Raw genomic sequence first — 17,148 nt, 5'->3', positions numbered from 1 at the left:
GTGCCAAATCGGAAGCTGCATATCCGGGGCAGGGGCCGGTTCGTATACCGCGGTCTACTTTGTTCTGCGGTCTTGCCTTAGGCAGCGCTATGTTACACTCAGGTGAACATGAGCGATTTTCTGAAAAAGGCCCGGGTGGCCGAACAACAGATGCGGGCGCTGTTTCCGGCAACGCCCTTGTTGCGCAACGATCACCTGTCGGCCAAGTACGATGCCGATATATGGCTCAAGCGCGAAGACCTGAGCCCGGTGCGCAGCTACAAGATCCGCGGTGCGCTGAACGCGATGGGCAAGGTGCTGGCCGCCGATCCGTCGCGCGACGTGTTTGTCTGTGCCAGTGCTGGCAATCATGCGCAGGGTGTGGCCTTTGTCAGCCGTCATTTCGGGGTGAAGGGGGTCATTTTCATGCCCGTCACCACGCCGCAACAGAAGATCGACAAAACCCGGGTTTTTGGCGGCGACACGATCGAAATCCGCCTGATCGGAGACTATTTCGATGACACGCTGGAGGCTGCGCAGGCCTATTGCGACGAGGTGGGGGGATGTTTCCTGTCGCCCTTCGACGATCTGGACGTGATTGAAGGTCAGGCCAGCGTTGCCGTTGAAATGACTGCGCAGCTGGGACGTGCGCCGGATATGGTTGTGCTGCCTGTCGGTGGTGGCGGATTGTCAGCCGGGGTCACACGGTATTTGGACGAAGTGTCACCGAAAACGGAAATCCGCTACGTCGAACCGGCGGGGGGGAAAAGCCTGAAAGCGGCGCTGCGGGAAAAACATCCGGTCAAACTGCAAAAGGTCGACAGTTTCGTCGATGGTGCTGCGGTGGCACAAATCGGTGCTTATCCGTTCGAAATCCTGGCGCATACCGATCCCGATCGTGTACTCGACGCGCCCGAAGACCGGATCTGCACTACGATTCTGGAAATGCTGAATGTCGAAGGGATCGTTCTGGAACCGGCCGGGGCGTTGTCGGTCGACGCATTGGTCGATCTGCGGGGTGAAATCGTCGGCAAAACGGTGGTCTGCGTCACCTCGGGCGGGAATTTCGATTTCGAACGGCTGCCCGAAGTCAAGGAGCGCGCCCAACGTTATGCGGGATTGAAAAAATACTTCCTGCTTCGGTTGCCGCAGCGCCCCGGTGCGTTGAAAGAGTTTTTGAATGTGCTGGGCCCGGATGACGATATCGCACGGTTCGAATACCTGAAAAAATCAGCACGCAATTTCGGATCGGTTCTGTTAGGTATTGAAACCAAGAAGCCGGAAAATTTCGAAGCGCTTTACGCGCGGCTCGACGATGTCGGATTTACCTATCAGGACATCACCGATGACGAGGTTTTGGCAGAATTCCTGATCTGAGGCCGAGTCGGATACTCGATCTTATGCGGCGAATTTCCGGGGCAATTCATCCATGAATTCCTTCAGTGATTGATCGAAGCAAGTCAGGATCGTGGTTAGATCAACCTGATCAGATTGATCATTGGCGACATGACGTTCCGCCGAATGGCACTTTTCCGAAAAATCGCTGAACCCTAGATTCAAGGCGCTGCCTTTCAGAAAATGCAGGTCGGATTCTAAATCGTCCGGGTTTGGATTGTGACGCAGTTTTTCGATTACACCATGGACTTCGTCCAAGAACAGTTCCACCACATCGTCAAAATCATCGGTGCCGATTTCATCGCGCAATTCGGCGACTCTTTTCCAATCTATCATCGCACCCTCCTATCCATTGCGCCATCGTCTGACACCGATCTTAAGAAACCCTGACCAATGGCGAGAAAATCCGCACACTAAATATTTTACAGCTTGTTAAACCGCAGAAGGTATTTCCTTGCAAAGACTTGAGCTACAGGAGATGCCATTGTCCCTTGCGCCAAAAACGGCTGATACAGCGGCGGTTGTTCCCCGCAAGATGCGGGTACTCATTGTCGATGACAGCAAGCTGCAAAGGCGGATTCTGACGGCATCTTTGCAGCGCTGGGGCTATCAGACGGTTGAAGCGGGATCGGCTGAAGAGGCGCTGGAAAAATGTGCCGAAGGAATGCCGGACCTGGTGCTGAGCGATTGGATGATGCCGGGCATGAACGGGCTGGATTTCTGTCAGGCTTTTCGCAAGCTGCCGCGCGAAAGCTACGGCTATTTCATTCTTCTGACCTCGAAAAGCGAAAAGGAAGCTGTTGCGAAAGGATTGGATTGCGGCGCTGATGATTTCCTGACTAAACCGGTGAATGCACCGGAATTGCGGGCCCGATTGAATGCGGGTGAACGTATCCTGCAAATGGAACGCGAACTAACCCAAAAGAACACGCTGATCGGTCAGACGCTGAACAAGCTGCAACGGCTCTATAACGATATTGAGCGTGATCTGATCGAGGCGAGAAAGCTGCAGCAATCCCTGATGCGTGAAAAGACCCGCGATTTCGATGGCGCGACGGTGTCGTTGTTGTTGCGGTCCAGCGGCCATGTCGGCGGCGATCTGGTTGGGTTCTTTCCGATTAATGAAACCAAGATGGGTGTCTATGCTATCGACGTGTCCGGGCACGGGATCAGTTCGGCGTTGTTGACGGCACGCTTGGCAGGACATCTGTCATCGACCGTGCCGGAGCAGAATGTCGCCCTGACCAAGGACAAAAATGGCAACTTTGTTCCGTTGCCGCCGACCGAGGTGATTGCCAAGCTAAACCGCATGGTGCTGACCGAAATGGAGACGGAACATTACTTCACCATGATGTTGGTCGAATTGGATATGGAAACCGGGCATGTCAGCCTTGCCCAGGCGGGGCATCCTTATCCGATCGTACTGCGCCGCGACGGACGCTGTAGCGAAATCGGTATTGGCGGGATGCCCGTCGGTCTGCTTGAAAACGCTCGGTTCGAACAGTGTGAATTGACGCTTGAACCGGGTGACCGATTGATAATTCAATCGGATGGCATCACCGAATGCACTGATTCCAAGGGCAAAATGCTGGAAATGAACGATCTGCACCGGATGCTAGGCGCGGTCCGCAAGCTTGAGGGAACACAGTTTCTGGATGCCTTGGTGCAGCGCCTGTCGGAATTCGCCGGAACCGATCGATTCGAAGACGATGTGTCTGCCGTTCTGCTGGAATATCGCGGTGGTTAAAGTTGCGCCAGAAAATGCTGGTCGCCGGGATTGCCGAGAGCATCGATGGCCAGATCGAATGGCATCCAGATCGCGCTGTGACCCGGTTCCAGAGGATCGTGCATTTGCCGGACAGGCCGGGCAACATAGATGGTGCACAGCTTTTCGGCCCAGATATCGTAATCCGGCATGAAGGTGAACCGGCGGAAAGCCCCCAGTCGCCGGGGTGTGGAAATCGACCAACCGGTTTCTTCGATCACTTCGCGGTGCAAGGCGTGCAAGGGTGATTCGCCCGGATCAATACCGCCGCCGGGCAGTTGGAATTCCGGATAGGGCTGTGACTGATGTGTCAGCAGAACCTGATCCCCCAGCGGCAGGATCGCATATGCACCGTGCCTGAGGGTGTAAGTCCGCCCGGATTCGGGTGGGGTTCCGAAGCGTCTGATCATCCTTGGGTCCTTGGAGTGTGTCTTGCCGCGCTTATATAGTCGCTGTATGCCAAGGCTTGGCGCATAAGGAAACCCTATGACTCTTGGATCGAAAATCGCCTGGGACGATACTGTTTTGCCGTTCCAGTTGGACAATGCAGATATTCGCGGTCGCGTGGCGCGGCTTGACGGCGTGTTGGGCAATATTCTGAAACAGCACGATTACCCGCCCGTGGTCGAAGCGTTGGTGGCCGAGATGGCGTTGCTGACCGCGTTGATCGGACAGACGGTCAAGCTGCGTTGGAAACTATCATTGCAGGTTCAGTCAAAAGGTCCGGTGCGGATGATCGCAACCGATTATTATGGTCCCTCTGACGAAGGTGAACCGGCACGGATTCGGGCCTATGCCAGCTATGATGACAAGCGATTGACCGACACTGCACCTTTCGATCAGGTAGGCGAAGGGTATTTCGCGATCATGATTGATCAAGGCACTGGTATGGTGCCGTACCAAGGGCTGACCCCCATCGCCGGCACGTCGCTGGCGGAGTGTGCCGAAGCCTATTTCGCCCAGTCCGAACAATTGCCCACCCGGTTTGAACTGAGCTTCGGCAAAGCGACAGAACCGGGGATTGGTGAACACTGGCGGGCCGGTGGGGTGATGCTTCAGCATATGCCCAAAGCGTCACCTTTCGCCAAAGGAACCGAAGCCACTGGGGAAGGCGGATTGCTGCATGCACGCGACCTGATCGATGATGAGACCGGGGAAAACTGGAATCGGGTAAATATCCTGCTTGATTCGGTCGATGACATGGAGTTGATCGGACCGCATGTGTCTGTGACCGATCTGTTGGTGCGGTTGTTTCATGAGGAACAGCCGAGAGTCTTTGATGCACAGCCGGTTCGATTTGGCTGTACCTGTTCTGAAGACCGGGTGCGCCAAAGCCTGTCGATCTATTCGGCCAAGGATATTTCGACGATGACCACCGATGATGGACGTGTCACTGCCGATTGCCAATTCTGTGGTGCGCATTACGATCTCGACCCGGCGACGGTCGGGTTTGAAGCGACAAAGGCACCGGACGATGACTGATCCGCTCGACCCGGTGCTGCGCGCGCTGGAGCGGACCAGTGCAGCGTCTTCCGATTTCGATCTCAACCCGAATGTGGTGTTGCCAGAAGGGCGAAAATTGCGCGCCGCCGGTGTTCTGGTGGGGTTTGTTGAGCGGCAGGGCGAAGTCAGGGTGATCCTGACCAAGCGGGCGTCGCATCTGAAACATCATCCCGGGCAGATTGCGTTCCCGGGCGGCAAACAGGAAGAGAGCGACGCTGACGTGGTTGCTGCCGCACTACGCGAAGCACATGAAGAGGTTGGGTTGCCGCCCGAGATGGCGCAGGTTCTGGGGCGTTTGCCATCCCATGAAACCGTGACCAGTTTTCAAATGACGCCGGTCCTGGCCAAGGTCAGTCCAGATTTTTCACCAGTGCCCGAACCGGGCGAGGTTGAAGAGGTGTTTGAAGTCCCCTTGGCCCATCTCAGCAATCCGGCGAATTTCCAAGTTCAATCGCGCCGCTGGCGCGGACAACAACGGCACTACTTTACGGTGCCGTTTGGTCCTTATTACATCTGGGGTGCGACTGCGCGCATTTTGCGCGGGTTGGCCGAACGGATGACGGAATGAAGATTACAGACGCGTGGATAGCTCGGCCTGAAACACAGGCGGTTTGCCGCGCCCTGACCGAAGCCGGCTATCAGGCGTATTTCGTCGGTGGTTGTGTGCGCAATGCGCTTTTGCGGACACCCGTCAGTGACTTGGACCTTGCGACAGATGCGATACCGGAAATGGTGATTGAACTGGCCGAAAAGGCCGGTCTCAGGGCGGTTCCGACCGGGATTGACCATGGAACAATCACGGTGGTTTCGGGTCACATTCCTCATGAAATCACTACCTTTCGACATGATGTTGAAACCGACGGTCGTCGCGCCGTCGTGGCATATTCCAAACATATGATCGATGACGCGAAACGGCGTGATTTTACCATGAACGCGCTATACGCTGACCCGCAGGGTGAAGTGTACGACCCTTTGGAGCAAGGCATCGACGACCTGTCTGCGCGCCGGGTTCGGTTCATCGAAGACCCTGAGCTGCGTATCCGCGAAGATTACTTGCGTATCCTGCGGTTTTTCCGTTTTCACGCCTGGTACGGCGATCCGTTCGGTGGCCCTGACCCCGAGGCTTTGGCGGCGATTGCAGAGAATCTCGACGGTATAGAGGCGCTTTCGCGCGAGCGGATCGGGGCAGAGATGCGCAAATTGTTAGCGGCCCCCGAACCGGCGGCTTCGGTCGCTTCGATGCGAATGACCGGGGTGTTGGCGCGGGTTCTGAAGGGCGGCGATGATCGGGCGCTGCCGCTGTTGGTGTCGATCGAACAGCATTTTCATCTGGCTACTGACCCAATGCGGCGGCTGGCCTGTCTGGGCGGAGATGGCCACGGGCTGCGCCTGTCGAATGATGAAAAAAGGCGATTGGCCCTCCTTCGTGAGGGTATGGCCAGTAGCGAAGCAGCAGGCGTATTGGGATATCGCTACGGCGCGACAAACGCCGTCAGCATTCTGTCGCTGCGCGCAGCGATGTTGGAACAGCATTTGACAGAAGGCGATGTCGCAACGGCAAAATATGGAGCGGATCAGGAATTTCCGGTCAAGGCCGCCGATTTGATGCCGGGTTTTCAGGGACCTGCGCTGGGCGCGCGGTTGAAGGAACTGGAAGCGCATTGGATCGCAACCGGTTTCACCCTGAGCAAAGCGCAATTGTTGCGCTGAGATTCCTTTGCGCCGCGTAAAAGCGCGCTATCTGAAAGCCGGGAAATTCGCTAGATTATTGCCATGACATCGTTCCGTTTGATTGATCCGTTTCGTCCATCTGACCGGCCTCCGCCGCAGAAACTTGTTGCGTTCATCCGTTGGGCCCTGGCCGATGCCTGGGGCGCGGTGGGGCTGGCGACCTTATTGTCCTGTGCGTCGGGCGCCTTCGATGCAGGCACCGCCTATCTGCTTGGGCGGGTGATAGACAGTGCGGTGGGCGGTACGCCAGAAAGCTACTTTTTAGGCTCTAACATGGCGCTAATCGGGTTTAGTGTCGTGTTCTTCATTCTGATCCGACCAGTGGTTTTTGGTCTGTCAGCGCTCGCCAACGGGGTGATTCTTGGCCCGAATATTTCGCCCTTGGTGTTGTCGCGGCTGCATCGTTGGACACTGGGTCAGTCGGTGGAATTTTTCGATAATGATTTTGCCGGGCGCATCGCCCAAAAACAGATGCAGGCGGCGAATGCGCTGGCGCAGGTGACGTTGGAATCAATCCATGTGGTTGCCTTTGCCATGGCTTCGGTCGTGGGGTCTATAGCGCTGCTTTTGACGATTGATTATCGGGTCGCTTTGGCATTTTTGGGCTGGTTTAGTGTCTATATCGCGCTGATACGCTGGTTTTTACCCCGGGTGCGCGACCGCGCAGGATCACGGGCTGGGGCGCGGGCGGCCGTGTCTGGGCAGGTGGTCGATACCATAACCAATATCAAGACCGTGAAGCTGTTCGCGCTGGATGATCATGAAGACCGCGCGGCGCTGGGCGCAATGGATGTGTTCCGCGATAAGGCGTTGCAATTCGGCTGGCTTGCAACCGGATTCCGATTGTCGCTGATGTTCGTGGCAGGGCTCTTGCCGATCATCCTGATCGGAACCACCCTTTGGTTCTGGTCGCAAGGACAGGCAACGACCGGGGAAATCGTGGCGGCGGGAACGGTATCGCTGCGGCTGTCCCAAATGACTGGCTGGTTCAGTTTTTCGCTGATGGGGATTTATGCCAGCATGGGTGAGGTCGAGGATGGGATGAAAACCCTGACCCCGCGGGTGCGGCTGGAAACGCGGCCAATGCAAAGGATTTGCGAGTTAGCAAAGGCGAAATCTCGCTGAAGCATGTCAGTTTTGCCTATGGCCGTGAAATCGGCGGAGTCACCGATATTGATCTGGTGATTCATCCTGGCGAAAAGCTGGGAATTGTCGGCGCGTCGGGCGCGGGGAAATCGACCTTGGTGGCGCTGCTTTTGCGGCTCTACGATCCCGAAGACGGTTGTCTGGAAATCGACGGGCAGGACTTGCGCGAGGTGACACAGGAAAGCTTGCGGCAGCAGATTGGCATGGTCACGCAGGAAACCGCGATGTTTAATCGCTCGGCCCGGGATAATATCCTTTATGGCCGCCCCGATGCCAGCGACAGCGAGATGATCGAAGCGGCGGAAAAGGCGGAAGCGCATGAATTCATACAAAATCTGCGCGATCACGCGGGGCGGGACGGATACGAGGCGTATCTTGGCGAACGTGGGGTGAAGTTGTCGGGCGGGCAACGGCAGCGGATCGCGTTGGCCCGGGCGATTCTTAAAGACGCGCCAATTCTGGTTCTGGATGAAGCGACAAGCGCTCTCGACAGCGAAGTGGAAGCCGCGATTCAATCCGCTCTGGAACGGGTGATGGAAGGTAAAACCGTGCTGGCTATTGCCCACCGGCTGTCCACCATTTCGCAGATGGACCGCATTATCGTGCTCGATCAGGGTCGGATCGTCGAACAAGGGACCCATAGCGAATTGCTGGCTAAATCCGGTCTTTATGCCCGCTATTGGGACCGGCAGTCGGGAGGGTTCATCGGCTCGGATGCGCAGGATATCGCCGGTACGGCTGCTGAATAGGGCTTCCGATGTGCCTCGCGACGGGGTATCTGACCGCATGGATGAAATCACGATCACAAGACTTGGCCATCGGGGCGATGGCATTGCGGACGGACCGGTCTTTGCGCCGATGACCCTGCCGGGCGAAGTTGTTAGCGGGAAGCTTGACGGGGACCGGTTGCGCGACCTGCGGATCGTGACACCCTCGGATGATCGCGTTTCCGCCCCTTGTCGACATTACAAGAGCTGTGGCGGCTGCCAGCTGCAGCACGCCTCAGATGCGTTTGTTGCCGACTGGAAGATTGATGTGGTACGGCAGGCGCTGGCGGCGCAGGGGCTGACCGCCGAATTCCGGCCCATCGTGACATCGCGGCCGCAGGCGCGGCGCAGGGCCAGCCTGTCGGTGCGCCGTACCAAAAAGGGCGCAATGGCGGGTTTTCATGCCAAGGGATCGGATGTGATCATCCAGATTCCCGATTGCAAGCTGCTGCACCCCGATCTGTTGGCGGCCATTCCAGTGGCGGAAAAACTCGCGCTGATTGGCGGTAGCCGAAAGGGCGAGTTGAACGTTTTGGCGACGCTGTCGGAAACTGGTCTGGATATTGCGGTGAGCGACGGTAAACCGTTGGACGAAGCCCTGCGATTGGCACTTTCGGCTGAAACAGAGACGCATAAATTGGCGCGGCTGTCCTGGGATGATGAGGTGATCGGTCAGCGCGAGCCGCCCTTGCAACGCTTTGGCAAGGCGCTGGTTGCGCCCCCACCGGGTGCCTTTTTGCAAGCCACGCCAGATGGCGAGGCCGCGTTGCTGGCCACTGTTCAGGAAATCGTAGGTAGCGCGGCGCAGGTGGCCGATCTGTTTTCCGGCTGTGGGACATTCGCGCTGCCTTTGGCAGAACGGGCCGAGGTTCATGCAGTTGAAAGCGACGCAGCGATGATCGCCGCGCTGGATCTGGGTTGGCGGCGCGCAAAAGGATTGAAAATGGTCAGCCATGAGGCGCGCGATCTGTTCCGCCGTCCGCTGATGCCGGATGAGCTGCGCCGTTTCGATGCCGTGGTGATCGATCCGCCACGCGCTGGTGCCGAAGCGCAGGTTCGGGAATTGGCGGAGTCCGAGGTATCTGTGGTCGCTTTCGTGTCCTGCAATCCGGTCACGTTCGCGCGCGATGTCAGAATATTAGCTGATGCTTCGTATCGGTTGAATTGGGTCCAGGTCGTCGATCAATTCCGCTGGTCCGCACATGTTGAACTTGTCGCATTCCTGACGCGGGAAAATGTGTGAAAGATCAATAAAAGCTACTCTTTTTGACCGTTTTGAGGTATTAATAGCCAAAAAAGAACGAGGCAGTAAAAAAATGCGGGTTATCAAGCTGTTGATGATGGCTGTGGTATTGTTTGGCCTCGCGGCCTGCAGCACCAAGTTCAAAACCTATAATGGTGAGGAAGTGACCGGCGTCGTCGTGCAGAAACAAAAGCGGATGATGCACTTGGTATCCAAAGACAGGACGCTGAAAAGCTATCGGATTGGATTGGGGTTTGCGCCGGACGGGGACAAAATCCGCAGGGGCGATGGCAGGACGCCAGAGGGTCATTACAGAATCAACCGCAGGAATCCCAACAGCAAGTATTACCTGTCATTGGGAATTTCTTATCCGAACAATTCCGATAGGCAGATCGCAGAGGAAGCGGGCGATAACCCGGGCGGGGATATCTTTATCCACGGCCGGCCAAAGAACTTTGATAAGACAGAACGCGACTGGACGGCAGGCTGTATTGCCGTAACCAATCGTGAAATCGAAGAAATTTACGCGATGGTCCGCGACGGTACGCCGATTTCGATCTATCCATAAGAAACGTGCAAGGCGTTCCGGACGTGAATTCACCAAGCCCTCTGCGCGCCGTGCTTCGTGACGTGGCTGACGATGTTTTTCTCAAGCCCTGATAAGACGGTTACGGTTGTCAGGACCGGCTTCCAAGAACCAGCGTCCACCAAATCTTGCCGTTCGACTCCTGATACCAGGAAAAGCCCATATCCGTTGCCTTTGGGTCTAGGATCACCCGACGCGTGTCGACTTGTTCCATCCAGGCCCCCAGCGTCACGATTTCGGTTTCGTAGGTTTCCGAGATATTTTCACCGCGGAATTCGCCAGAATACCCAACACGCTTGACCCGATCCAAAGGCGATGAACCATCGGATCCGAAATGCCATGGCCGGTTCTGTACCGACATATCGCGCGAATGAGTCGCCGCTGCGGCGTTCAGTTTCGCGTCCAGTTCGACTGCTCCTGCTCCGGCGGCTTTGCGTAGTGCGTTGATTGAATCGAGCATCCGGTATTGGATCGCCGAATCGTCGCTGGATCGAATACGATAAAGTCTGGATGCTGAATGCTGGCCTTGGCCCAACTCTGAGACCATATCGGTACAAGCCGAAAGCATCAGGACAGAGATAAGAGCAAGACCGATGAGTCGCAGCATTTCTTCACCATTCGAATAAGTTTAGCACAGACCTAGCCTGCAAGACGTTGCGATTCAAACCCACATTGGCGTGAGTTAGCCAAATAACGAGCGTTTGATTTGCGACTGAGGCTTTCGCGCCATATTATGGTTTGAAATCGCAGGAAAACTGCGAAGGGAAGTTTTCTATGACGGATTACACTGTGAACAATATGAATCGACGACGTTTTTTGGCCGCAAGCGCAGCCTTGATTGGTACCCCGGCACTTGCCCAAAATGTGGATGGTGCGGGGTCTGTCGAAGTGGAAGCGGATGTTTCACCAACCGTTCGTCACAATATCTCAAGCTTCCGCGCACTGGATTGGCACCCCTATTTCAGTTCGCTGCGAAATGGCGCGATCTTGGTGGATGTTGATTCCCGGGCGTTGCATTTCTGGTCTGAGGATGCTGAGACATACAAGCTCTATCCATCCAGCGTACCATTGACGGACGAGCTGACCCGGCGTGGTCGCACCAGCGTGGTGCGCAAGGTTGTCGGCCCTGAATGGCGACCGACACCGTCGATGAAGAAGCGAAACCCGGAATGGCCGGATTTTATTCCGGCCGGGCCGGGCAATCCACTCGGAACGCATGCGCTGTACCTGAGCTGGACCTATTACCGGATTCACGGGACTCACGATACGAGAAAAATCGGCCGTCGTTCGTCCAATGGCTGCATTGGTTTGTACAATGAACATATCGCTGAATTGTTCGCACTGACAAAAGTTGGCACTCAAGTGTTGCTAATTTGACGATATCAAGGGCAATTGCGTCAGAGCGCTGTTATGTTGAGTTTGCATTTGACTCTGTTTGCTGGTTAGACATGATCATAAACTAAGTCTTGGGGGCTTTGCGCTTTATCATAGGCGCTCAGCAAATATCTGGAGGATATTATGAAGAAACTCGTTCTGGCCGCCGTTCTGGCTGCTACCGCTTCGACTGCATTCGCTGGCAACATGGCAGAGCCGATGATGGAACCTGTCGTAATCGTTGAAGAAGCTTCCAGCTCTTCGGCTGGTGGTGTTCTGATCCCGCTGGTTATGCTGGCTGTTATTGCAGCTGTTGTTGCTGACTGATCAGTCTGAAGAACATGAATTGGAAAAGGCGGTGGATTTCCACCGCCTTTTTCTTTGTTCGCTACCAACATTCGTTCTGAGGGGCGGAAAACAGGCTGAAATCCCTCGCACATTTCACATGTGCTAAATTAGTCCAGCCAGCCCTTGAGGTTTTCCTCGACCAGTTCCGCCAATGCTTGCATATGCAGTGGGTCGGCATTCAGACAGGGGATGTAGGTGAATTTTTCCCCTCCCGCATCTTCAAAGCTTTCGCGGATTTCTTCGTTGATTTCTTCCAAAGTCTCGATGCAGTCGGCGGCAAAGGCTGGCGCGATCACTGCGATATGTTTTTTGCCTTCTTCTGCTGCCTGACGCGCGACTTCTTCTACCGTGTAGGGTTTCAACCATTCTTCGGGTCCGAAAACCGACTGGAAACTGGTTATGATCCGGGTATCGTCCCAACCGAGCCGTTCCCTGAGCAGCCGCGTGGTTTTTTGACATTTACAGTGATAAGGGTCGCCTTGCATCAGATAGCGTTTCGGCATTCCATGATAGGACACGACCAGTAGTTCCGGCTTGTTGTCAGCTGCTGCAAAGGCCTTTTCGACCGATTGCGCCAAAGCCTCTATATAGCTTGGTTTGTCGAAATAATCCGGCATGGTGCGAACAGCGGGTTGATTGGTTTCTTTCATCAGTGCGCGGAAGAACTGATCGTTGGCTGTCGCGGTCGTGGCGCCAGCATATTGAGGGTAAAGCGGGAAGAACAGGATCTTGGTGCACCCTGCATGAACCATTTCCCGGACCTTGGATTCGGTCGAGGGGTTGCCGTAGCGCATACAGAAATCCACCATCACACTATCACCATAACGATCATGCAGCAGACCGGATAACGCCGTGGTCTGCTCCTTGGTGATGGTCAGCAGCGGGCTTTCATCTTTTTCTTTGTTCCAGATCGAGCGATAGGCCGCGCCCGATGTAAAGGGGCGTTTGGTCAGAATGATCAGCTGCAACAGTGGTTGCCATTTCCAGGAAGGATAATCGATTACCCGTTTATCGGAGAGGAATTCGCCCAGATAACGGCGCATCGACCAGTAATCTGTACCGTCCGGCGTGCCCAGGTTGGCGATAAGAATTCCCACTTTTTCAGCTGGCACCAAGGGATGATCGCTTGGCGCGTGGGCTGGGCGTACGGCTGACTTCGAGACGTCCGGCATCTGGGGACCCTTTGCTAGTTCCTGTGTTGACTTCAGCAACCGACATAAACGGTTGATCGCCTAGGTCAATGTGACAGGACAGGATTCGGGGGTGGACCGAGGTCGATTCTTATCGACGGATTGATAGACTTTGCCTGTCTTTCCCGATGGGCAATTCTCCCCGGATAATCTTGAACAAGTTGAAAAGACCTAGAGTTTGGTTTCCTGCGTGCCCAACACTTCGGCAAGACGGTTGGTGGCGCTTCCGGGGCGCAACGGTTGAGGCTGGCTCGAATCGGGGGACCAGCCAGTCAGGAAAACAAGTTCGAAAGTTGCCAGGATGCGGCCGGAATCATCGCTGTGATGGGCTTGGTAAATCTCGGCTGCGCGGGTCAGGATCGAAGGCCGGGTAGCGTGGCGGGCCCGACCGGCAAGCGCGTTCGATTCGCCCATCGCACGCAAGTCTCGCATCAGATGGAACGGGGTTTGATAACTGACGTTGAGAGCCAGATTGTCGGCAACGGGCAGGGACAGCCCGGCCCGTTGCAGTAAACCACCCAGATCACGGATTTCGGCCATTGGCAGAATTCGGGGCGATAGCCCACCGGTCCTTTCCACCTCGGCTTCGGCAAGGGCGGTGCGCAGTTGTGAAAGGGTTTGTCCGCCAAAAAGCGCAGCCAGGAAAAACCCGTCAGGTTTAAGTGCCCGGCGGCACTGGATGATCTGGCCGACCGGATCATTTGCCCATTGCAGGGACATGGCGTGGATCACCAGATCATGTGCGCCTTCAGAGAGACACAGGACCTCTTCATCCGGCACCACCGTGGCATCGGGAAAGGCTTTGGTCCAGAAATCGGGAAATCCGGTGACGATGGCCGGATTTGTAAAGCTCCTGTTAACCATGCCCAGCCGATCCTGAAGTTCTTCAAGCGCGGTTTCATGCAGGAACAGTGCCGGGTCACGCAAGGCGCGGGCGCGATTGCGCAAAAGGGCGGTGCGATCGGTCAGGCGGGGGGCGTCAGTCATGGGGCTTAGATAGAATGGCTTGGGCGAAGTTTCAAACCGCCTTGCGGGTGATTTATCCGGCGCGCTGTTTGAATTGCGGTGACATCGTTGAAAGCGAATACGGGCTGTGCGGTCCGTGCTGGCGCGATACGGCCTTCATTGGCGGGTTATGCTGCGATGCGTGCGGTGCACCTCTTCCTGGCGAAGCGGGGGCCGAACTGGACCTGTGTGACGAATGTCTGCGGCTGCCACGGCCATGGTCGCGGGGTCGGGCTGCGTTGCTCTATCAGGACAATGGCCGCAAGTTGGTGTTGGCGTTGAAACATGGGGATCGGCACGACATTGCCCGCCCCGCAGCCCGATGGATGCAGGCCGCGGCACGGCCAATCCTGACGGCTGATATGTTGATCGCGCCGGTGCCGCTGCATTGGCTGCGTCTGGTGCAGCGGCGGTTCAACCAGTCTGCTTTGTTGGCCGAACGGTTCACACAGTTGACGAATCTGGACTATTGTCCAGACCTTTTGCAGCGGAAGAAACCGACCCGTTCAACTAAGGGGCAGGGGTTGGAACAGCGTTTTGCCATCATGCAATCGGCGTTCCGGGTCCACCCGCGAAGGGCGCATTTGATGTCGGGTCGTCATATCTTGTTGATTGATGATGTAATGACGACCGGTGCAACATTATCCGCCCTGACCGATGCATGTTTGGCGGCAGGCGCGGCGCAAGTTTCCGTGTTGCTACTGGCGCGCGTTGCCAAGGCTGCCTAAATGAAGGACAAATCATCTGTGAAATTTCAGGAAAGACCCAAATGCCGACCATTGAAATCTATTCCTCGCCGCTTTGCGGTTTTTGTCACGCGGCCAAGCGACTGTTGAAAGAAAAAGGCGTCGAATTCACTGAGTTCAACGTGCTTACCGACCCGTCGCTGAAGCCAAAGATGATCGAACGGGCCGGCGGGAGTCGTACCGTGCCGCAGATTTTCATTGGCGAACGTCATATCGGTGGTTGCGATGAACTTTACGATCTGGAGCGGACGGGCCAGCTCGATCCTCTATTGGCGGGCTGAAAATGACCCGCGCCGCGATGCTACAGCTGAACGCCTCGGATGATCCCGAGTCGAATCTGACCGTTACCCGCGGGTTTCTGCGTGAGGCTGTGCAGGGCGGTGCGGAATTCGTACTGACGCCCGAGGTGACCAATTGCCTGTCTTCCAACCGGACCCGGCAACAGGAGGTTCTACAACACCAGGACGATGATCTGACATTGCAGGCGCTGCGCTCGGACGCCCGAGAATTCGGGATCTGGCTTCTGATCGGATCGCTGGCCCTGAAAACGGGTGATCCCGATGGGCGATTTGCGAACCGGTCCTTCCTGATTGATCCGGGTGGCGATATCGCAGGCTGGTACGACAAAATCCACATGTTCGACGTGCAGGTATCGGAAACCGAAACCTACTGCGAATCGGATGGGTATCGCCCCGGCAATCGCGCGGTTTGCGCACAGACGCCGTTCGGTACGGTCGGCATGACGGTTTGTTACGACGTGCGCTTTCCCTATCTGCATCGGGCCTTGGCGAAAGCGGGCGCGATGATCCTGACGGTGCCCGCGGCGTTTTCACAAGTGACCGGCGCAGCGCATTGGCACGCGCTGTTGCGCGCCCGCGCTATTGAGACCGGTTGTTACGTTCTGGCGCCGGCACAAACTGGCAGTCACGACACCCATAATGGTCAACCGCGCCGTACCTATGGTCATTCGCTGGCAGTGTCGCCCTGGGGCGAGGTTCTGGTTGATGCCGGAACCGAGGCTTGCGTCACATTCGTCGATCTTGATACCAAGGCTGTCATAGAAGCGCGCCGGAAGGTTCCGTCGCTGACCCATGACCGAAAGTTTGACGGCCCTTGAGTGACGAAACCTATTCCCTTGCCATCGCGTTGTTCAGCGAATTGCTGACCGCCGATCAGTTGGTGCGCAACCGGCTGTCCAAGGTGTTGCCCAAAGGGATGGAGATTTCGCATTTTTCGGTGCTGAACCATCTGGCGAGGGTGGGCGATGAACGCGCACCCGCGCAATTGGCCAAAAGCTTTCATGTAACACGCGGGGCGATGACCAATACATTGTCGAAACTGGAGTGGGCCGGGTATGTTCATATCCGGCCTGACTGGGACGACGCGCGGCGCAAGATGGTGGCGATCAGCCCGGCGGGCAAACAGGCGCGGGATGCGGCTTTAGCTGCGATTTCACCGATGATTTCCGAATTGGTAGGCGAATTGGGCGATGAAAAAGTGCGCGCCGTTTTGCCAATATTACGGGAATTGCGGGGCAAACTGGAGGGTGGCTGAGGCGGCGAAATCCGGTTTGGATTTCTCAGCGTTTCGATGCCGGAAAACGTTAGCTCGGTTTCACGCTGGCAGTGATGTAATTCACGCTCAGGTCGCGATCCGAGATCGACCATTGCCAGCTAATCGGATTGAACACCATCCCCTTGCGATCCACCGGTCCGAGACCAGCATTGCGGATCAGGTCATAAAGCTCATCAGGGGTGATGAATTTCGACCAGTCATGGGTACCCTTGGGCAACCAGCGCATGACGAATTCTGCGCCCACAATGGCCACGGCAAAGCTTTTCGGATTGCGGTTGATGGTTGAGCAGATCATCAGCCCGCCGGGTTTCAGCAACTGTTGGCAAGCCGTCATATAGGCCAGCGGGTCGGCCACATGTTCGACCACTTCCATGTTCAGAACCACGTCGAACTGTTCGCCTGCTGCGGCCAGTTCCTCGGCGGTGATGTTGCGGTAATCAATATCGAGCCCGGATTGTTCCGCATGGACTTGCGCAACGGGGATATTTCCCGCCGCCGCATCGGCACCGACCACCGTCGCGCCCAACCGCGCCATTGGTTCAGCCAGCAACCCGCCACCACAGCCGATATCAAGCAATCGCAACCCTTCGAATGGGCGGTCCTGTGACAGATCACGACCGAATTCCCCCGCGATCTGCCCCGTGATATAGTCCAAACGGCAGGGATTGAGCATGTGCAGCGGCTTGAACTTGCCTTTGGGATCCCACCATTCCGCGGCCATCGCTTCGAATTTGGCAACCTCGGTCGGATCAACTGTGGTCTGAGCGGTTTGCATTCTGCTCTCCATATGCTCTT

19 protein-coding genes and 1 pseudogene are annotated in these 17,148 nt (G+C 56.2%); 14 read left to right on the top strand and 6 right to left on the bottom strand.

Annotated features, from left to right (window positions below; translation table 11 throughout):
- Window positions 1-108: 108 nt before the first annotated feature.
- On the top strand, window positions 109-1,356 hold the full coding sequence (ilvA, locus tag VOI23_RS03430) for a threonine ammonia-lyase IlvA (protein ID WP_323781557.1): 1,248 nt from the start codon (window positions 109-111) through the stop codon (window positions 1,354-1,356).
- A gap of 21 nt (window positions 1,357-1,377) precedes the next feature.
- On the opposite strand, the gene VOI23_RS03425 is transcribed toward ilvA, so the two are convergent.
- Window positions 1,378-1,710 carry an Hpt domain-containing protein gene (locus VOI23_RS03425; protein WP_323781554.1) on the bottom strand — a complete coding sequence of 111 codons (333 nt, stop codon included), beginning with the start codon at window positions 1,708-1,710 and terminating at the stop codon, window positions 1,378-1,380.
- Between the two features lie 142 nt (window positions 1,711-1,852).
- On the opposite strand from VOI23_RS03425, the gene VOI23_RS03420 reads away from it, so the two are divergent.
- Window positions 1,853-3,121, top strand: coding sequence for a fused response regulator/phosphatase (locus VOI23_RS03420; RefSeq protein WP_323781550.1), 1,269 nt, complete (start codon window positions 1,853-1,855; stop codon window positions 3,119-3,121).
- Here the strand turns inward: VOI23_RS03420 and VOI23_RS03415 are convergent.
- Window positions 3,118-3,549, bottom strand: coding sequence for an NUDIX hydrolase (locus tag VOI23_RS03415; protein ID WP_323781547.1), 432 nt, complete (start codon window positions 3,547-3,549; stop codon window positions 3,118-3,120). The genes VOI23_RS03420 and VOI23_RS03415 overlap by 4 nt on opposite strands.
- A gap of 76 nt (window positions 3,550-3,625) precedes the next feature.
- Here VOI23_RS03415 and VOI23_RS03410 point away from each other — a divergent pair, with 76 nt between their 5' ends.
- The 6 genes and pseudogenes from VOI23_RS03410 to VOI23_RS03385 all read left to right on the top strand — a co-directional run bounded on the left by VOI23_RS03410 (window position 3,626) and on the right by VOI23_RS03385 (window position 10,097).
- Window positions 3,626-4,621, top strand: a complete 996-nt coding sequence (locus VOI23_RS03410) for an Hsp33 family molecular chaperone HslO (protein WP_323781545.1) — start codon at window positions 3,626-3,628, stop codon at window positions 4,619-4,621.
- The gene (locus tag VOI23_RS03405; protein ID WP_323781542.1) at window positions 4,614-5,210 is read left to right on the top strand and encodes a CoA pyrophosphatase; all 597 of its coding nucleotides are present in this window, start codon (window positions 4,614-4,616) and stop codon (window positions 5,208-5,210) included. Before VOI23_RS03410 ends, VOI23_RS03405 begins: the two co-directional genes overlap by 8 nt.
- Window positions 5,207-6,352: a CCA tRNA nucleotidyltransferase gene (locus tag VOI23_RS03400; RefSeq protein WP_323781540.1), complete on the top strand. Its 1,146-nt coding sequence runs from the start codon at window positions 5,207-5,209 to the stop codon at window positions 6,350-6,352. Before VOI23_RS03405 ends, VOI23_RS03400 begins: the two co-directional genes overlap by 4 nt.
- Before the next feature lie 63 nt (window positions 6,353-6,415).
- Window positions 6,416-8,268 (top strand): annotated as a pseudogene (locus VOI23_RS03395) (ABC transporter ATP-binding protein).
- Window positions 8,269-8,305: 37 nt separating this feature from the next.
- Window positions 8,306-9,529, top strand: coding sequence for a class I SAM-dependent RNA methyltransferase (locus VOI23_RS03390; protein ID WP_323781538.1), 1,224 nt, complete (start codon window positions 8,306-8,308; stop codon window positions 9,527-9,529).
- A gap of 73 nt (window positions 9,530-9,602) precedes the next feature.
- A complete protein-coding gene (locus tag VOI23_RS03385; RefSeq protein ID WP_323781535.1) occupies window positions 9,603-10,097 on the top strand; it encodes a L,D-transpeptidase family protein in 495 nt (164 codons plus the stop codon).
- A 109-nt stretch (window positions 10,098-10,206) separates the two neighbouring features.
- On the opposite strand, the gene VOI23_RS03380 is transcribed toward VOI23_RS03385, so the two are convergent.
- Window positions 10,207-10,722 carry a CAP domain-containing protein gene (locus tag VOI23_RS03380; RefSeq protein ID WP_323781532.1) on the bottom strand — a complete coding sequence of 172 codons (516 nt, stop codon included), beginning with the start codon at window positions 10,720-10,722 and terminating at the stop codon, window positions 10,207-10,209.
- 167 nt (window positions 10,723-10,889) lie between these two features.
- On the opposite strand from VOI23_RS03380, the gene VOI23_RS03375 reads away from it, so the two are divergent.
- Window positions 10,890-11,492, top strand: coding sequence for a L,D-transpeptidase (locus tag VOI23_RS03375; protein WP_323781530.1), 603 nt, complete (start codon window positions 10,890-10,892; stop codon window positions 11,490-11,492).
- A 141-nt stretch (window positions 11,493-11,633) separates the two neighbouring features.
- Complete coding sequence (locus VOI23_RS03370) at window positions 11,634-11,816, top strand: hypothetical protein (protein ID WP_323781527.1); 183 nt, start codon at window positions 11,634-11,636, stop codon at window positions 11,814-11,816.
- A 128-nt stretch (window positions 11,817-11,944) separates the two neighbouring features.
- On the opposite strand, the gene hemH is transcribed toward VOI23_RS03370, so the two are convergent.
- Together hemH and VOI23_RS03360 are read right to left on the bottom strand one after the other, a co-directional pair.
- Window positions 11,945-13,009 carry a ferrochelatase gene (hemH, locus tag VOI23_RS03365; protein ID WP_323781526.1) on the bottom strand — a complete coding sequence of 355 codons (1,065 nt, stop codon included), beginning with the start codon at window positions 13,007-13,009 and terminating at the stop codon, window positions 11,945-11,947.
- A gap of 189 nt (window positions 13,010-13,198) precedes the next feature.
- The gene (locus VOI23_RS03360) at window positions 13,199-14,014 is read right to left on the bottom strand and encodes an SAM-dependent methyltransferase (RefSeq protein ID WP_323781523.1); all 816 of its coding nucleotides are present in this window, start codon (window positions 14,012-14,014) and stop codon (window positions 13,199-13,201) included.
- 14 nt (window positions 14,015-14,028) lie between these two features.
- On the opposite strand from VOI23_RS03360, the gene VOI23_RS03355 reads away from it, so the two are divergent.
- The 4 genes from VOI23_RS03355 to VOI23_RS03340 are packed head-to-tail and all read left to right on the top strand — an operon-like array spanning window position 14,029 to window position 16,332.
- Window positions 14,029-14,760 carry a ComF family protein gene (locus VOI23_RS03355; RefSeq protein WP_323781520.1) on the top strand — a complete coding sequence of 244 codons (732 nt, stop codon included), beginning with the start codon at window positions 14,029-14,031 and terminating at the stop codon, window positions 14,758-14,760.
- Window positions 14,761-14,801: 41 nt separating this feature from the next.
- Window positions 14,802-15,059 (top strand): glutaredoxin 3, encoded by a 258-nt coding sequence (grxC, locus tag VOI23_RS03350; RefSeq protein WP_323781517.1) that lies wholly within the window; start codon window positions 14,802-14,804, stop codon window positions 15,057-15,059.
- A 2-nt stretch (window positions 15,060-15,061) separates the two neighbouring features.
- On the top strand, window positions 15,062-15,895 hold the full coding sequence (locus VOI23_RS03345) for a carbon-nitrogen hydrolase family protein (RefSeq protein ID WP_323781514.1): 834 nt from the start codon (window positions 15,062-15,064) through the stop codon (window positions 15,893-15,895).
- The gene (locus VOI23_RS03340; RefSeq protein ID WP_323781511.1) at window positions 15,892-16,332 is read left to right on the top strand and encodes a MarR family winged helix-turn-helix transcriptional regulator; all 441 of its coding nucleotides are present in this window, start codon (window positions 15,892-15,894) and stop codon (window positions 16,330-16,332) included. Before VOI23_RS03345 ends, VOI23_RS03340 begins: the two co-directional genes overlap by 4 nt.
- A 49-nt stretch (window positions 16,333-16,381) precedes the next feature.
- On the opposite strand, the gene ubiG is transcribed toward VOI23_RS03340, so the two are convergent.
- On the bottom strand, window positions 16,382-17,128 hold the full coding sequence (gene ubiG, locus VOI23_RS03335) for a bifunctional 2-polyprenyl-6-hydroxyphenol methylase/3-demethylubiquinol 3-O-methyltransferase UbiG (RefSeq protein ID WP_323781508.1): 747 nt from the start codon (window positions 17,126-17,128) through the stop codon (window positions 16,382-16,384).
- Window positions 17,129-17,148: the final 20 nt, after the last annotated feature.

Source organism: Thalassovita sp. (assembly GCF_034670005.1).
Lineage (GTDB): Bacteria > Pseudomonadota > Alphaproteobacteria > Rhodobacterales > Rhodobacteraceae > Thalassobius.
This window is presented reverse-complemented; position numbering and strand designations above follow the sequence as displayed.

What these genes read in the sequence shown, in the direction of transcription:
- ilvA (WP_323781557.1), top strand. Translation starts at nt 109, where the DNA reads ATGAGCGATTTTCTGAAAAAGGCCCGGGTGGCCGAACAACAGATGCGG.
- VOI23_RS03425 (WP_323781554.1), bottom strand. Translation starts at nt 1,710, where the DNA reads ATGATAGATTGGAAAAGAGTCGCCGAATTGCGCGATGAAATCGGCACC.
- VOI23_RS03420 (WP_323781550.1), top strand. Translation starts at nt 1,853, where the DNA reads ATGCCATTGTCCCTTGCGCCAAAAACGGCTGATACAGCGGCGGTTGTT.
- VOI23_RS03415 (WP_323781547.1), bottom strand. Translation starts at nt 3,549, where the DNA reads ATGATCAGACGCTTCGGAACCCCACCCGAATCCGGGCGGACTTACACC.
- VOI23_RS03410 (WP_323781545.1), top strand. Translation starts at nt 3,626, where the DNA reads ATGACTCTTGGATCGAAAATCGCCTGGGACGATACTGTTTTGCCGTTC.
- VOI23_RS03405 (WP_323781542.1), top strand. Translation starts at nt 4,614, where the DNA reads ATGACTGATCCGCTCGACCCGGTGCTGCGCGCGCTGGAGCGGACCAGT.
- VOI23_RS03400 (WP_323781540.1), top strand. Translation starts at nt 5,207, where the DNA reads ATGAAGATTACAGACGCGTGGATAGCTCGGCCTGAAACACAGGCGGTT.
- VOI23_RS03390 (WP_323781538.1), top strand. Translation starts at nt 8,306, where the DNA reads ATGGATGAAATCACGATCACAAGACTTGGCCATCGGGGCGATGGCATT.
- VOI23_RS03385 (WP_323781535.1), top strand. Translation starts at nt 9,603, where the DNA reads ATGCGGGTTATCAAGCTGTTGATGATGGCTGTGGTATTGTTTGGCCTC.
- VOI23_RS03380 (WP_323781532.1), bottom strand. Translation starts at nt 10,722, where the DNA reads ATGCTGCGACTCATCGGTCTTGCTCTTATCTCTGTCCTGATGCTTTCG.
- VOI23_RS03375 (WP_323781530.1), top strand. Translation starts at nt 10,890, where the DNA reads ATGACGGATTACACTGTGAACAATATGAATCGACGACGTTTTTTGGCC.
- VOI23_RS03370 (WP_323781527.1), top strand. Translation starts at nt 11,634, where the DNA reads ATGAAGAAACTCGTTCTGGCCGCCGTTCTGGCTGCTACCGCTTCGACT.
- hemH (WP_323781526.1), bottom strand. Translation starts at nt 13,009, where the DNA reads ATGCCGGACGTCTCGAAGTCAGCCGTACGCCCAGCCCACGCGCCAAGC.
- VOI23_RS03360 (WP_323781523.1), bottom strand. Translation starts at nt 14,014, where the DNA reads ATGACTGACGCCCCCCGCCTGACCGATCGCACCGCCCTTTTGCGCAAT.
- VOI23_RS03355 (WP_323781520.1), top strand. Translation starts at nt 14,029, where the DNA reads ATGGCTTGGGCGAAGTTTCAAACCGCCTTGCGGGTGATTTATCCGGCG.
- grxC (WP_323781517.1), top strand. Translation starts at nt 14,802, where the DNA reads ATGCCGACCATTGAAATCTATTCCTCGCCGCTTTGCGGTTTTTGTCAC.
- VOI23_RS03345 (WP_323781514.1), top strand. Translation starts at nt 15,062, where the DNA reads ATGACCCGCGCCGCGATGCTACAGCTGAACGCCTCGGATGATCCCGAG.
- ubiG (WP_323781508.1), bottom strand. Translation starts at nt 17,128, where the DNA reads ATGCAAACCGCTCAGACCACAGTTGATCCGACCGAGGTTGCCAAATTC.